Genomic DNA, 13,835 nt, shown 5'->3' with positions numbered 1-13,835 from the left:
CCGTACCACTCGGTGGCATGGCCGGACGAGAACCGTCCTGTTCAGCCCTGGGCCAGGACCCAGTTGTAGACGTCCATGGTGCGCTGAGCGATGGCCTCCCAGGCGAAGTGCTCCTCGACGCGGCGTCGGGCGGCCTGCCCCATGGTCCTGGCGGCCTCGGTGTCGGTGACCAGGGTGGTGAGGCGCTCGGCCAGGTCGGCCTCGAAGCGGGCCGGGTCGATGGGGGTGCCGGTGCCGTCCTGGACCTGCTCGATGGGGACCAGAAGGCCGGTCTCGCCGTCGACGATGACGTCGGGGATGCCGCCGGTGGCCGATCCGACGACCGGCAGACCCACGGCCATGGCCTCGAGGTTGACGATGCCCAGTGGCTCGTAGACCGAGGGGCACACGAAGACGTCGGAGGCGGCCAGGACGGCGATGAGCTCGGGGCGCGGCAGCATCTCCTCGATCCAGACCACGCCGGTGCGCTTCTCCCGCAGGCGGGCCACGAGACCCTCGACCTCGGCCTTGATCTCGGGGGTGTCGGGGGCGCCGGCGCACAGGATGACCTGGACGTCCGCGGGCAGCTGCTCGCAGGCGCGCAGTAGGTGCGGCAGGCCCTTCTGACGGGTGATGCGTCCGACGAACACGACGGTGGGGCGGTCGGGGTCGATGCCGAGGCGCTTGAGGGTAGCTGCGGCCGCGGCGTCGGCGTCCTCGCCCTGCGGGTGCTTCCAGGCCTCGAGGTCGATGCCGTTGTGGACGACCTTGACGCGTTCGGGGTCGACGGCCGGGTAGGAGCGCAGGATGTCCTCGCGCATGCCGTTGGAGACCGCGATGATCCCGGAGGCGGCCTCGTAGGCGGTCTTCTCCGCCCAGGAGGACAGGGCGTAGCCGCCGCCGAGCTGCTCGGCCTTCCAGGGGCGCAGGGGCTCCAGGGAGTGGGCGCTGATGACGTGGGGGACGCCGTGGAGCAGGCCGGACAGGTGGCCGGCGAGGTTGGTGTACCAGGTGTGGGAGTGGACGAGGTCGGTTCCCTTGGTGCCCTGGGCCATCTCCAGGTCGACGCCGAAGGTGCGCAGAGCGGCGTTGGCGCCGTCGAGCTCAGCGATCTCGGGGTAACCGGTGACGCCGTCGTCAGCGCCCTCGGTGCCGGGCTCGCGGGGGCCGCCGAAGGCGTGGACGCGAACGTCGGCCAGAGGGCGCAGGACCCTGGCGAGCTCGTTGACGTGGACCCCGGCGCCGCCGTAGATGAAGGGTGGGTACTCCTTGGTCAGCAGGTCGACCCTCATGGGTGTGCGTCTCCTCTGTCTGCTGGATGGTCTGACCGCGCCGTCGGCGGCGCAGGACGGGCACCCGCGGTGGGTCGGGCGCCACCCCCGACGGTATACGCACGCGCCTCGCAGTGGGACCGTTCGACGTCGGTGGTTTCCACCGACTCACGTGTACGGGCCCGTCGGCGTCCTGAGCGGGGTGCGTCTAGATCGAAGGTCCGGGTCGACTCGGGAGTCGCCCCGGGAACGGCCCACATTGTGATCTGTTTGGCCCCATAAGCCTCTCAAGCAACGTAAGGTGGGCCACATGGCTCAACCTCGTGTTCTCGCAATCGTCCTCGCTGGTGGCGAGGGCAAGCGCCTCATGCCCCTGACCGTGGATCGCGCCAAGCCGGCCGTGCCCTTCGGCGGGATCTACCGGCTCATCGACTTCTCCCTGTCCAACATGATCAACTCCGGCTTCCTCAAGGTCGTGGTGCTCACCCAGTACAAGTCCCACTCACTGGACCGTCACATCTCCAAGACGTGGCGCATGTCCGACATGCTGGGCAACTACATCGCGCCTGTTCCGGCCCAGCAGCGCGTGGGCAAGCACTGGTTCCTGGGGAGCGCCGACGCGATCTACCAGTCCCTCAACCTGCTCGACGACGAGCGGCCGGACTACGTGGTCATCACCGGTGCGGACAACATCTACCGCATGGACTTCTCCCAGATGCTGGACCATCACATCGCCTCCGGGCTGCCCTGCACCGTCGCAGGCATCCGTCAGCCCCGGTCATTGGCGGACCAGTTCGGCGTCATCGAGACCGACCCGACCGACCGCGGCAGGATCAAGGCCTTCGTGGAGAAGCCCAAGGACACCCCGGGCCTGCCGGACTCCCCTGATGAGGTCCTGGCCTCGATGGGCAACTACATCATGAACGCCGACGCGCTCCTGGAGGCCGTGACGGTCGACGCAGGCGACGAGTCCTCCAAGCACGACATGGGCGGCAGCATCGTGCCCTGGTTCGTCAACCAGGGTGCGGCCGGCGTCTACGACTTCAAGGACAACGACGTCCCGGGCTCCTCCGAGCGCGACCGCGACTACTGGCGCGACGTGGGTACCGTGGACGCCTTCTTCGAGGCGCACCAGGACCTCATCTCGGTGACCCCCGTGTTCAACCTGTACAACGACCGCTGGCCGTTGTTCGCCGGTTACCAGGCCGCGATGCCCCCGGCCAAGTTCGTCTACGGCCACCACGAGCGCCTGGGGCACGCGGTCGACTCGATCGTCTCACCGGGTGTCATCGTCTCCGGTGGTGAGGTGATCTCCTCGGTCCTGTCCCCCGGTGTGCGTGTCAACTCCTGGTCCTCGGTGCGAGAGTCCGTCCTCATGGACGGCGCTGAGGTGGGCCGCAACACCGTGGTCAACCGCGCGATCCTGGACAAGTACGTCCGGGTCGAGGAGGGGGCCATGGTGGGGATCGACCCCGAGCACGACCGCGAGCGGGGCTTCACCGTGACAGAGTCCGGTATCACGGTGGTGGCCAAGGGGCAGCTCGTCACCCGCTGACCGAGGGGCCTACCGCCTTCCATGTGCGCGCCGTCGCCCGAGTCGCCGGGCGGCGGCGCGCTCGTACCCGCCCGCCGGTTCGCCCACTAGCATGGCGCCATGAGCGACACCTCTCGACACCGTGCCGGCGGCTCCGCGGGCCTCAGCGGGGCTCTGACCGATGGTGCCCTGATGACTGGGGGCCCAGGCCTTCTGGTCATGGACGTGGACTCCACCCTCATCGAGCAGGAGGTCATCGAGCTCATCGCCCAGCGCGCCGGAACCCGTGAGCTGGTTGCCGAGGTCACGGCCCGGGCGATGCGCGGGGAGCTGGACTTCGCAGCCTCCCTGCGCGAGCGGGTGGCGACGCTGGCCGGGGTCTCCCAGGAGGTCTTCGCCGAGGTCCTCGCCGAGGTGCGCCCCACCGAGGGGGCTGCCGAGCTCATTGAGGCGCTGCATGCGCGTGGCTGCCGCGTGGGGGTCGTCTCGGGCGGCTTCGAGGAGGTCGTGGTGCCCCTGGCCGAGCGGCTGGGTATCGACCACGTGGCGGCCAACCGCCTGGAGGTGGCGGGCGGCTGCCTCACCGGTCGGGTGCTGGGGCGCATCGTGGACCGTCAGGAGAAGGTCCACTGCCTGCGCACCTGGGCCCAGCAGGACGGTGTGCCCATGGAGCGCACCATCGCGGTCGGGGACGGGGCCAACGACCTGGGGATGCTGGAGGCCGCGGGGCTGGGGGTGGCGTTCTGCGCCAAGCCGGTGGTTGTTGAGCAGGCTGATGCGGCTATCCATGTGCGTGACCTGCGTGCCGTCCTGCAGCTGATCGGGGGCTGACCGGCGACTGCTTCGGGACGTCCAGCCTCAGTCGCGCTTGCGGGCGGTGAAGATCTCCCGGATACGGGCGCTCTTGGGCTCAAGGTCCGCCCAGGCGCCGGGGACATCGATGATGACGGCGGTTGCCGTGGGCACCCCGAAGGAGATCTGGGAGGCCAGGTCGTCATCGGTGTCGTGGAGGATGTGGGCGAGCACGGAGATCGTGGGCTCGTGGCCGACGACGACGACCGTCCTGGCGTCTGCGCCCTCCTCGGCCAGAACCCCGAGGATGCCGTTGGGGCCCAGGTTATAGATCTCCTCGCGCACGAGGGTGTCAGTGGGCTCGAGGCGGTCGCGGATGGGGCGGGCGGTCTCGCGGGCCCGGGCCGCCGGGGAGACCAGGAGCAGGTCGGTGGTCTCCAGGCGCTTGCGCAGCTCCTTGGCCAGCAGGCCTGCGAGGGCGGTGCCCTTGGGGGTCAGAGGACGTTCCAGGTCGGTGACGGCGTCGTGAGAGGCCTTGGAGTGTCGGACGAGCACGAGCCGGCGCATGGGATCCGTTGTCACGGCTCTACCCTACGGCACCACGGCGGCCCCCGGATACGGCCCCGACAACGTCTCGCGGCCTGCTGTGCGCCTAGCGCCCCATGCCCATGCCGCCGTCGACGCCGAGGATGGCGCCGGTGACGTAGGCCGCCGCGGGTGAGGCGAGGAAGACGGCGGGGCCGGCGATGTCGGCGACGTCGGCGAAGCGCCCCAAGGGAATCTGCTCGAGGTAGGCGGTGCGGATGTGGTCGGGCAGGGAGGCGGTCATCGCCGTGGTGACGAATCCGGGGGCCACGGCGTTGACGGTGATGCCGCGCGGTGCGAGCTCGCGGGCCAGGGAGCGGGTCAGCCCCTCCACGCCGCCCTTGGCGGCGCCGTAGGCCGACAGGCCCACGCCTCCACGTGCGGCGATGGCCGAGGAGACCAGGATGATGCGCCCCGTACGGGCCCGCATCATGGCTGGCGTCACGGCGCGTACTGTATTGAAGGTGCCGGTCAGGTCCGCTGAGATGACCTCGTCCCACATCTGGGAGGAGGTGCGGGCGGCCAAGGACTCCCGGTTGATGCCGGCCGAGGCCACGAGGACCTCGATGGGGCCGTGCTCCTCGGTGGCGGCGCTAAGGGCCTGGGCCAGGGCGTCGGGGTCGGTGACATCGGCAGCCAGGCCCAGGGCGCCGTCGGGGGCCTCACCGGAGCGGGAGATACCCGCCACCCGGTCGCCCTGTGCGAGAAACGCCTTCACAACCGCCTCCCCGATTCCCCGGGAGGCTCCGGTCACGACGACGGAACGTGATATCGACGGTTCGGTCTCTTCGTTCATCAGCACAAGCACACAAGGTAACGCGCGCAAGCACTCGTCATCAGCAGTTCGTCATGCACTGACCTCGATCCAGCCCTGTTACTTCCTTCACAAGTGGTCTATACCTGTGTCGGTTCCGGGCCGAAGGACGGGGCCGGTCGCCGCCCTGGTACTCGCCGTGTGTCAGCATGTCGGGGTGACGATGAGTGAGACCTCCCCCCGCCTGCCCGACGCCTGCGCATCGGGCCGCGCGCCCACACCGCTGCGCATCGGGCCGCTGGTGGTGCCCACCCCCGTCGAGCTCGCCCCCATGGCCGGAGTCACCAACGCCTCCTTCCGCCGCTTGTGCCGGGAGATGGCCGAGGCCGTCCTGCCGGAGGCACTGACGCCCTCCTGCCCCGGTCCGGTGTCCGCCCCCGGCGGCGGTCTGCTGGCCCCGGCGGGCCTGTACGTCACGGAGATGGTCACCACCCGCGCCCTGGTGGAGCGCAACGAGCGCACCCTGGCGATGGTGCGCACCGACCCGGCCGAGAGGGTTCGTTCCATTCAGCTCTACGGGGTTGACCCGGCCACGGTGGGGGCCGCGGTGCGGATCCTGGTGGAGGAGGACCTGTCCGACCACATCGACCTCAACTTCGGCTGCCCGGTTCCCAAGGTGACCCGCAAGGGAGGCGGTGCGGCGCTGCCGTGGAAGCGCGATCTGCTGGCGGCGATTCTCACCGAGGCGGTGCGTGCCAGTGAGGCCGCTGCCCGCGCCGCCGGGCGGGTTCGACAGGTGCCGGTGACCATGAAGATGCGCCTGGGCATCGATGAGGGGCACGAGACCTTCCTCGACGCCGCCCGGGCCGCCGAGAACGCCGGGATCGCGGCGGTGGCCCTGCACGCCCGCAGCGCACGCCAGCACTACTCGGGTCAGGCCCGCTGGGAGGAGATCGCCCGCCTCAAGGAGTCCACCGTCCTACCGGTGCTCGGCAACGGGGACATCTGGCTCGGCGACGACGCGGTGCGCATGATGGAGACCACCGGCTGCGACGGCGTCGTCGTGGGCCGCGGCTGCCAGGGCCGCCCCTGGCTGTTCGCCGACATCGTGGCGGCCATGCACGGCTCGCCGACACGCACCCGCCCGGACCTGGACGCCGTCATCGAGGTGATCCGCCGCCACGGGCGCATGCTGGCTGAGGAGATGGGCGAGGACCGGGGAGTGCGTGACCTGCGCAAGCACGTGGGCTGGTACCTCAAGGGCTACCCGGTCGGCGGCGCGGCGCGTGCCGACCTCATGGGGATCCGGAGCCTCGATGAGCTCGACGCCGGCCTGGAGCGGATGCGCTCGCGCCTGCCAGACGTCGTCGACTACCCCGGTGACGTCGTCGAGGGCCCCCGGGGGCGGGCCGGCAGTCCGAAGACCCCCCGTCTGCCCGACGGCTGGCTGGACTCTCCCGCCCTGGACGAGGCCCACCGCGAGATGCTCAGCCAGGCCGAGTCCGACGTCTCCGGAGGCTGACGGAGCGGTCTCACCGGGTCTCTTCAGACCGGTCTTCGGCTACTCGTCGAGGACAGGGGTGACGCGGCACAGGGCCGCCGCGATCGCCGTGGTCGCCGGGATCGCCAGGACCAGGCCGATGGAGGAGATGAGGGTGCGCACGATCTCCTCGGCGATCTCCCCCGAGAGCATGGTGTCCAGCACGGCCCGGTCCATGAGGGAGGCGGCCAGGATGAGTGGCAGCGCCGTGCCGGCGTAGGCGAAGGCCAGGGTGTAGACGGTCGAGGCGATGTGGTCCCGGCCGATCCTCATCCCGCCGGTGAACAGGCGCGTACGCGACAGCAGCGGGTTGGCGGCGTGCAGCTCCCACACCGAGGAGGCCTGGGTGATGGTGACGTCGTTGAGGACGCCGAGCCCGGCGATGACCATGCCGCAGGTCAGCAGCGTCTGCAGGTCGATGTGCGTGCGTGAGGCCAGCAGGCGGGCGGTCTCGTCGACGTCGCCGGTCAAGTGAGCGGCGTCGGTCCCCCACAGGGCGAGCAGCACGGTCAGCACGATGCCGGCCACCGTTCCCAGCAGGGCCGTCGTGGTGCGGATGGACACGCCGTGGGCCACGTAGACGGCGGCCAGCATCATCGCCATCGATCCGACCAGTGTCACCGCCAGCGGGTGGGAGCCTGACAGGAGCGCCGGGATCATGAAGAAGGCGAGCACACCGGTGGCCACCAGCAGACCCAGGACGCTCAGGACGCCCTTGCGCCCGGCCACGGCGACGACGAGCACGAGGTAGACGATCGTCAGGGCGCCGACCGGGAGCTGACGCTGGTAGTCGATGAAGGAGTAGGGGGAGCCGGACAGGATGGCCTGGGGCGAGTAGAGGACGACGAGCCGGTCACCGACGTGGGCGAGCTTGCGGGGCTCACCCACCAGCTGGACCGGCATGACCAGGCCCTTGCCCTCGCCCTCGGTGATGCGGGCGCACACGTGGCTCTTGGAGAACTCCTCCGGCTTGACGCCGTTGACCTCCGTCAGGGCGCTCACGGAGCTCTCACAGCCGGACAGGTCCGTGGAGGTGATGGTGGCCTTGCCCACTGAGCCGCCCTCGGCGGTGAAGGAGCGTGAGCCGATGAGTGAGCTCTTGCCCGGCCAGAGCACGACCAGTCCGACGACGGTGGCCAGGACCAGGGCACCGACGATGACACCGAGCACGATCCGCACCCGGCGGACCTCCCCCGCCTCCAGGTCCAGTGGCCCGGAGTGGGAGTGGCTGTGGCCGCCGTGAGGGCCGGCAGGTCCTACCGACGGCTGGGGAAGGTCCTCAGCGGAAAGAGACTCGTTGCTCGGGGAGGTCGAGTTGGTGCTCACCGTCCCATCATGCCCGCCCCGTGTCCCTGACGTGAGCCAGGGACACGGGGCGGGATCGAGATGGTGGCCGGGTCAGTGGCGCTGCCGGCCTGCTCGGCGCGGCTCAGCAGCCGACGAGGCGCTCAGCCAGGTAGCGCTCCACGCCCTCGAGCGGGATGCGCTCCTGGGTCATCGTGTCGCGCTCGCGCACGGTGACCGCCCCGTCCTCGGGCGAGTCGAAGTCGTAGGTCAGGCAGAAGGGCGTGCCCACCTCGTCCTGACGGCGGTAGCGGCGGCCCACCGCGCCGGCGTCGTCGTACTCCACGTTCCAGGAGCGGCGCAGGCGGGCTGCCAGCTCCTTGGCAGGACCGGTCAGCTCCTCCTTGCGGCTCAGCGGCAGGACGGCCGCCTTGACCGGGGCGATGCGCGGGTCGAGCTTGAGGACGATGCGCTTGTCCACCCCGCCCTTGGTGTTGGGGGCCTCGTCCTCGGTGTAGGCCTCCACGAGGAAGGCCATGAGCGAGCGGGTCAGGCCGGCCGATGGCTCGATGACGTAAGGGGTCCAGCGCTCGGAACGGGTCTGGTCGAAGTAGGACAGGTCCTTGCCGGAGTGCTCGGCGTGGGTGGACAGGTCGAAGTCGGTGCGGTTGGCGATGCCCTCGAGCTCGCCCCACTCCGAGCCGGCGAAGCCGAAGCGGTACTCCAGGTCCACGGTGCGCTTGGAGTAGTGGGAGAGCTTCTCGGTGGGGTGCTCGTAGAGGCGCAGGTTGTCCTCACTGATACCCAGGTCGGTGTACCAGGCCTTGCGGTAGTCGATCCAGTACTGGTGCCACTCCTCGTCGGTGCCCGGCTCGCAGAAGAACTCCAGCTCCATCTGCTCGAACTCGCGGGTGCGGAAGATGAAGTTGCCCGGCGTGATCTCGTTGCGGAAGGACTTGCCCACCTGGCCGATGCCGAAAGGCGGCTTCTTGCGGGCCGCGCTCATGACGTTGGTGAAGTTGATGAAGATGCCCTGGGCGGTCTCGGGGCGCAGGTAGTGCAGGCCGGACTCGTCGTCGACCGGCCCCAGGTAGGTCTTGAGCAGGCCGGAGAACTCGCGCGGCTCGGTCCAGGAGCCCGGCTGGCCGGTGACGGGGTCGGGGACCATGTCGAGGGTGACGGCCTCGGGGTCGAGGCCCTTGCGGGCCGCGTAGTCCTCGACGAGCTGGTCGGCGCGGTACCTCTTGTGGGTGTGCAGGGACTCCACGAGCGGGTCGGTGAAGGCGCCGACGTGCCCGGAGGCGACCCACACCTCGCGCGGCAGGATGACCGAGGAGTCCAGCCCGACGACGTCGTCGCGTGAGCGCACCATGTACTGCCACCACTGGCGCTTGATGTTCTCCTTGAGCTCGACGCCCAGCGGTCCGTAGTCCCAGGCCGAGCGGGTTCCGCCGTAGATCTCGCCGCAGGGGAAGACGAACCCGCGACGCTTGGCGAGGTTGATGACGGCGTCAAGGCGTGAAGGGGTGGATGCCAACGGATGCTCCTTCAGGAGTGGTCGTGGTCCCGCCTGGTTGGTGGGGACGAGTGGGAACAGTCTAGGCGGACAGCCGCCGACAGCTGGTGAGGGGCCCGTCGCACCGCGGATGCGCACGCAAGCGCTCGAGCGGCCCTTCTGACTACTGTTCAAACCGGCTCTCAGCAGCGCACACGCGGAATCCCTCGGAGTTTGACGCACAGCCATCAGAGTATGAGAATGATTCGCATGAGTGTTTCACAGGCTCGTTCCCACCACCTCCGTCGCATCGTGGCGCTCGGAGCCACCCTGATCCTGGCCGCCGGTATGAGCGCGTGCAGCGCCCTGAAGAGCGAGAACTCGTCAAGTGCCTCGGCACCGCACACGATCGCCCCGGGCAAGACCCTGACGGTCTCTACGTCCTTCTACCCGATCCAGTACCTGGCCGAGGCCATTGGCGGCAAGCTCGTCAAGGTCTCCACCGTGACCCCGGCCAACGTCGAGCCGCACGACTTCGAGCTCTCCGGCAAGGCGACCGCCGAGCTGGGCAAGGCCGACCTCATCGCCTACGTCCCCGGCTTCCAGCCCTCCCTGGACAAGGCCGTCAAGGAGGTCGGCTCCGGGCCCACCGTGGTGGACCTCAGCAAGCCGGCCAACCTCGTCCACCACGAGGGGGTTGAGGAGGAGCACGAGCACGGCGAGGAGGCCACCGACGGCGCCTCGGCCACGGCGAGTGCCGCCGCCACCGCGCAGGCCAGCGAGGCCGGCCACGACGAGCACAAGGACGAGCACGGTCACGATGAGCACGGTCACACCGAGGGCGAGGAGGGGCACGACAGTGACCTCGACCCGCACTTCTGGCTCGACCCGGACCGCATGATCAAGGTGGCCGAGGCCCTCGAGGCCTCCTTCGCCCAGATCGACCCGGCCAACGCCAACGACTACAAGGCGAACCTGGACAAGCTCAAGACGGCGCTGACCGGCCTGGACAACCAGTACAAGCAGGGCCTGTCCACCTGCCAGCACAAGACCTTCATCACCACCCACGCCGCCTTCGGCTACATGGCCGAGCGCTACGGCCTGACCCAGGCCTCCATCTCCGGCATCGACCCCGATGCTGAGCCCAGCCCCGCTGAGATGGCCAACATCAAGTCGGTGGTCGAGAAGACGGGGGTGAAGACGATCTTCACCGAGGAGCTGGTCTCCGACGCTCCCGCCAAGGCGATCGCCGCGGAGACCGATGCGAAGACGAGCGTCCTCAGTCCCCTGGAGTCCAAGCCCGAGCGGGGCGACTACACCGACGCCATGACCAGCAACCTGGAGCGGCTCAAGTCCGCCATGGTGTGCCAGTAGCCTCGGGGCCGGGCCACCGAGCCCGAGATCCCGAGCAGATGACGTCCACTCAGATTGGCATGATCGAAACGGCATGACCTCATCATCTTCACCATCATCAGCGTCTGTGACGACGCCGTCCGACTCACCCCGGGCGGCGTCGTCCGCGCTCGCCATCAGGATCCGCGAGCTCAGCGTCGTCCTGGGCTCCTCCCTCATCCTGGACGACGTGAGCCTGGCCGTGGGCGGCGGCGAGTCCGTGGCGATCCTGGGCGCCAACGGCTCGGGCAAGTCCACCCTCGTCAAGGCCGTTCTGGGGCTGGTGCCCCTGTCCGGCGGCAGCATCGAGGTCCTGGGCGCCCCCACCTCGCGCCGCCGCAGGGTCCCCTGGGAGCGCGTCGGCTACGTCCCCCAGCGGATCGGTGCCGGCTCCGGTGTCCCGGCCACCGCCCTGGAGGTGGTGCGATCCGGGCTCCTGGGACCGCGCAGGCCCTGGGCCGACCGGGGGCGGAGCGCCAAATGCAAGGCCATGGCCGCACTCGACGCCGTCGGCCTGGCCCACCGGGCCGCGGACCACGTCCAGGTCTTCTCCGGCGGGCAGGCCCAGCGCGTCCTCATCGCCCGAGCCCTGGTGCGCTCCCCAGAGCTGCTCATCCTCGATGAGCCCCTGGCCGGCATCGACCGTGCCAGCCGTGAGTCCCTGGCCGAGATCCTCCGGGGGCTGCGCGCGCAGGGGCTGACCCTGGTGACGGTCCTGCACGAGATGGGTGAGCTCGCCGACGTCGTCCAGCGGGCGATCCTCCTGCAGGACGGCCGGCTCGTCGCCGACGGCCCGGCCGGCGAGGTCGCTCATCTGCGTGACAGCAGAGTCGGCGCGTCCCACGGCCCACGCCGCACTCACAGCGGCGACGACGACCACCACCCTGACGCCGGAGGCCCTCCGGCCCACCACGCCCCCGTCCTCGACCATCGGTTGCCTGAAACGCGCCCCCATTCCGGTAGGAGCACCCGCCCATGATCGAGTTCGTCTCCGACATGCTCGCCAGCCCCCTCATCCAGCGGGCCTTCATCGTGGCGGTCCTGGTGGGGCTGGCCGCCCCGGTGGTGGGCACCTACCTGGTTCAGCGGGGCCTGGCGCTGCTGGGCGACGGGATCGGGCACATCGCCCTGACCGGCATCGCCCTGGGCTGGCTGGCCGGGACCGCCGCCAACGTCACCTCCCGTGACGCCTGGGCCGTGCCCGGGGCGATCATCGTGAGCGTGCTGGGCGCCGTGCTGATCGAGGTCATCCGCGCCAACGGCCGCACCCGGGGCGACGTGGCCCTGGCGATCCTGTTCTACGGGGGCATCGCCGGGGGCGTCATCCTCATTAGCGTCGCCGGCGGGACGACGACGAATCTCAACTACTACCTGTTCGGCTCGATCTCCACGGTCTCGGTCCCCGACGCCTGGTTCACCATCGCCCTGGCCACCCTGGTGCTCCTGGTGGGGCTGGGACTGCGCGGCCCGCTGTTCGCGCTGTGCCACGACGAGGAGTTCGCCCGCGCCTGCGGGCTGCCCACCAGTGCCCTCAACGTACTGGTGGCGGTGGTAGCGGCGCTGACGGTCTCAGTGTCCATGCGGGTGGTGGGGGCGCTGCTGGTCTCGGCCGTCATGATCGTGCCGGTGGCCATCGCCCAGCTCGTCTCGCACTCCTTCGCCCGCACCATGTACCTGGCGATGGGTCTGGGGGTAGTGGCCTGTGTGTCGGGTCTGACGATCACCTACCGGGTGGAGGTCTCTCCCGGCGCCATGATCGTGGTACTCCTAGTGGGGGGCTACGCCGTCGTCGCCCTCCTGTCCGGACTGCTGCAGTTCGTCAGCCGCTCCCGACGGCACCGCATCACCTCAGGAGGCAGATCATGAGCGCAAGCAGCACGGCGCAGCGTCCACGCGCCACGCGCCAGCGCGCCGCCGTCGCCGACATCCTCACCCGCACCGACGAGTTCCGCTCGGCCCAGCAGATCCATTCCGCCCTGGAGGCCGAAGGCACCAAGGTGGGGCTGGCCACCGTGTACCGCAACCTGCAGACCCTGGCGGAGACCGGCACGGTGGACCAGGTGCGCAGCGCCGAGGGCGAGGTCCTCTACCGGGCCTGCGAGAGGCAGGAGCACCACCACCACATCGTGTGCCGCCGCTGCGGCTACACCGTGGAGGTTGCCGGCGGTGAGCTGGAGGAGTGGATTCAGCGGGTGTCGACCCAGCAGGGCTTCACCCAGATGGAGCACACGGCGGAGTTCTTCGGCCTGTGCGCCGCCTGCTCGGCACAGGACACCTCACAGGACTGAACTGTCCTGATCCGCCTGGTGGCCCCGATCCGGTGGTGCCGGGCGGCCGACTACTGCCCGTCGTGGTGCGGTTCCTCGTCAGCCTCGTCGTCCTCCGGGTCCTCGGTATCGGCGGGCTCCTCGTGCAGCACCTTGTCTACGGCGCCGCCGTAGCGGCGCTCGCGTCCGGCGTAGGCCTCGCAGGCCCTCCACAGCTCGGTGCGGTTGAAATCGGGCCAGGCCAGGGGCGAGAAGTAGAGCTCGGCATAGGAGGAGGACCACATGAGGAAGTTGGAGGTGCGTTGCTCGTCGCCGGTGCGGATGAACAGGTCCACGTCCCGCATGGTGGGTGAGTAGAGGTAACGCTGGATGGTCTTCTCGTTGACGGAGGAGGTCTTGAGGCGGCCGGCGGCCACGTCCTCGGCGATGGCTCGGGTGGCGTCGGCGATCTCGGCGCGCCCGCCGTAGTTGATGCACAGGTTGAGGGTGAGGCCCGTGTTGTGGGCGGTGACGCGTTCGGCCTCACGCAGCTCACGCAGGACGGACTTCCACAGGCGCGGGGTGCGACCGACCCAGCACAGCCTGACGTTCCAGGAGTTGAGGACATCGCGCTGGACGCGCAGGACCTTGCGGGCGAAGCCCATGATGAAGCGGACCTCACCGGGTGAGCGCCGCCAGTTCTCAGTGGAGAAGGCGTAGACGCTCAGCTCTTTCACGCCGATCTCAATGGCGCCGGCGGCGACGTCGAGCATATTGGCCTCCCCCACCCGGTGGCCCTCGGTGCGGGGCAGGCCGCGGGCATTGGCCCAGCGCCCGTTGCCGTCCATGACGACGGCGACGTGCTGGGGCAGGGAGGCGGCCGGCAGCACGGGCGGGGTCAGGCCGGGCCGGTGCAGGGGCGGAGCCGCCTCGACCGTCATGTCTCTGGTGACGTCTGTCATG

The 13,835-nt window shown here is 69.7% G+C and carries 13 protein-coding genes; 7 read left to right on the top strand and 6 right to left on the bottom strand.

What is annotated here, in order from left to right; translation table 11 throughout:
- Nucleotides 1-41: 41 nt before the first annotated feature.
- Nucleotides 42-1,271 (bottom strand): glycogen synthase, encoded by a 1,230-nt coding sequence (glgA, locus tag FBF36_RS05835; RefSeq protein ID WP_009397829.1) that lies wholly within the window; start codon nucleotides 1,269-1,271, stop codon nucleotides 42-44.
- A gap of 289 nt (nucleotides 1,272-1,560) precedes the next feature.
- Here glgA and glgC point away from each other — a divergent pair, with 289 nt between their 5' ends.
- Together glgC and serB are read left to right on the top strand one after the other, a co-directional pair.
- Nucleotides 1,561-2,805 carry a glucose-1-phosphate adenylyltransferase gene (gene glgC, locus FBF36_RS05830; protein WP_009397830.1) on the top strand — a complete coding sequence of 415 codons (1,245 nt, stop codon included), beginning with the start codon at nucleotides 1,561-1,563 and terminating at the stop codon, nucleotides 2,803-2,805.
- Nucleotides 2,806-2,904: 99 nt separating this feature from the next.
- A complete protein-coding gene (gene serB, locus FBF36_RS05825; RefSeq protein ID WP_009397831.1) occupies nucleotides 2,905-3,615 on the top strand; it encodes a phosphoserine phosphatase SerB in 711 nt (236 codons plus the stop codon).
- 27 nt (nucleotides 3,616-3,642) lie between these two features.
- Here serB and FBF36_RS05820 read toward each other — a convergent pair whose 3' ends face one another.
- Both FBF36_RS05820 and FBF36_RS05815 read right to left on the bottom strand, forming a co-directional pair.
- Nucleotides 3,643-4,143: a SixA phosphatase family protein gene (locus tag FBF36_RS05820; protein ID WP_009397832.1), complete on the bottom strand. Its 501-nt coding sequence runs from the start codon at nucleotides 4,141-4,143 to the stop codon at nucleotides 3,643-3,645.
- An 85-nt stretch (nucleotides 4,144-4,228) separates the two neighbouring features.
- Nucleotides 4,229-4,957: an SDR family oxidoreductase gene (locus tag FBF36_RS05815; RefSeq protein WP_178387661.1), complete on the bottom strand. Its 729-nt coding sequence runs from the start codon at nucleotides 4,955-4,957 to the stop codon at nucleotides 4,229-4,231.
- Between the two features lie 181 nt (nucleotides 4,958-5,138).
- On the opposite strand from FBF36_RS05815, the gene dusB reads away from it, so the two are divergent.
- Nucleotides 5,139-6,437 (top strand): tRNA dihydrouridine synthase DusB, encoded by a 1,299-nt coding sequence (dusB, locus tag FBF36_RS05810; protein WP_009397835.1) that lies wholly within the window; start codon nucleotides 5,139-5,141, stop codon nucleotides 6,435-6,437.
- A gap of 39 nt (nucleotides 6,438-6,476) precedes the next feature.
- On the opposite strand, the gene FBF36_RS05805 is transcribed toward dusB, so the two are convergent.
- Nucleotides 6,477-7,781, bottom strand: coding sequence for a YibE/F family protein (locus FBF36_RS05805; protein WP_034493214.1), 1,305 nt, complete (start codon nucleotides 7,779-7,781; stop codon nucleotides 6,477-6,479).
- Between the two features lie 103 nt (nucleotides 7,782-7,884).
- Entirely contained in the window at nucleotides 7,885-9,276 is a 1,392-nt protein-coding gene (locus FBF36_RS05800) for a glycine--tRNA ligase (protein ID WP_138137276.1), read from the bottom strand.
- Nucleotides 9,277-9,504: 228 nt separating this feature from the next.
- Here FBF36_RS05800 and FBF36_RS05795 point away from each other — a divergent pair, with 228 nt between their 5' ends.
- The 4 genes from FBF36_RS05795 (at nucleotide 9,505) to FBF36_RS05780 (ending at nucleotide 12,914) form a co-directional block, all read left to right on the top strand.
- Complete coding sequence (locus FBF36_RS05795) at nucleotides 9,505-10,608, top strand: metal ABC transporter substrate-binding protein (protein WP_034493216.1); 1,104 nt, start codon at nucleotides 9,505-9,507, stop codon at nucleotides 10,606-10,608.
- A 73-nt stretch (nucleotides 10,609-10,681) separates the two neighbouring features.
- Nucleotides 10,682-11,605, top strand: coding sequence for a metal ABC transporter ATP-binding protein (locus tag FBF36_RS05790; RefSeq protein ID WP_034493218.1), 924 nt, complete (start codon nucleotides 10,682-10,684; stop codon nucleotides 11,603-11,605).
- On the top strand, nucleotides 11,602-12,492 hold the full coding sequence (locus tag FBF36_RS05785; RefSeq protein ID WP_009397840.1) for a metal ABC transporter permease: 891 nt from the start codon (nucleotides 11,602-11,604) through the stop codon (nucleotides 12,490-12,492). The genes FBF36_RS05790 and FBF36_RS05785 overlap by 4 nt, the downstream gene beginning before the upstream one ends.
- A complete protein-coding gene (locus FBF36_RS05780) occupies nucleotides 12,489-12,914 on the top strand; it encodes a Fur family transcriptional regulator (RefSeq protein WP_009397841.1) in 426 nt (141 codons plus the stop codon). Before FBF36_RS05785 ends, FBF36_RS05780 begins: the two co-directional genes overlap by 4 nt.
- Nucleotides 12,915-12,964: 50 nt before the next feature.
- Here the strand turns inward: FBF36_RS05780 and uppS are convergent, their stop codons facing one another.
- Nucleotides 12,965-13,834 (bottom strand): polyprenyl diphosphate synthase, encoded by an 870-nt coding sequence (uppS, locus tag FBF36_RS05775; RefSeq protein ID WP_034493230.1) that lies wholly within the window; start codon nucleotides 13,832-13,834, stop codon nucleotides 12,965-12,967.
- Nucleotide 13,835: the final 1 nt, after the last annotated feature.

The sequence above is a fragment of the Actinomyces sp. oral taxon 171 str. F0337 genome (assembly GCF_005696555.1).
GTDB classification, from domain to species: domain Bacteria; phylum Actinomycetota; class Actinomycetes; order Actinomycetales; family Actinomycetaceae; genus Actinomyces; species Actinomyces oris_E.
Note: the sequence above shows the minus strand (reverse complement) of the source record. Positions and strands in the feature narration are given on the sequence as shown.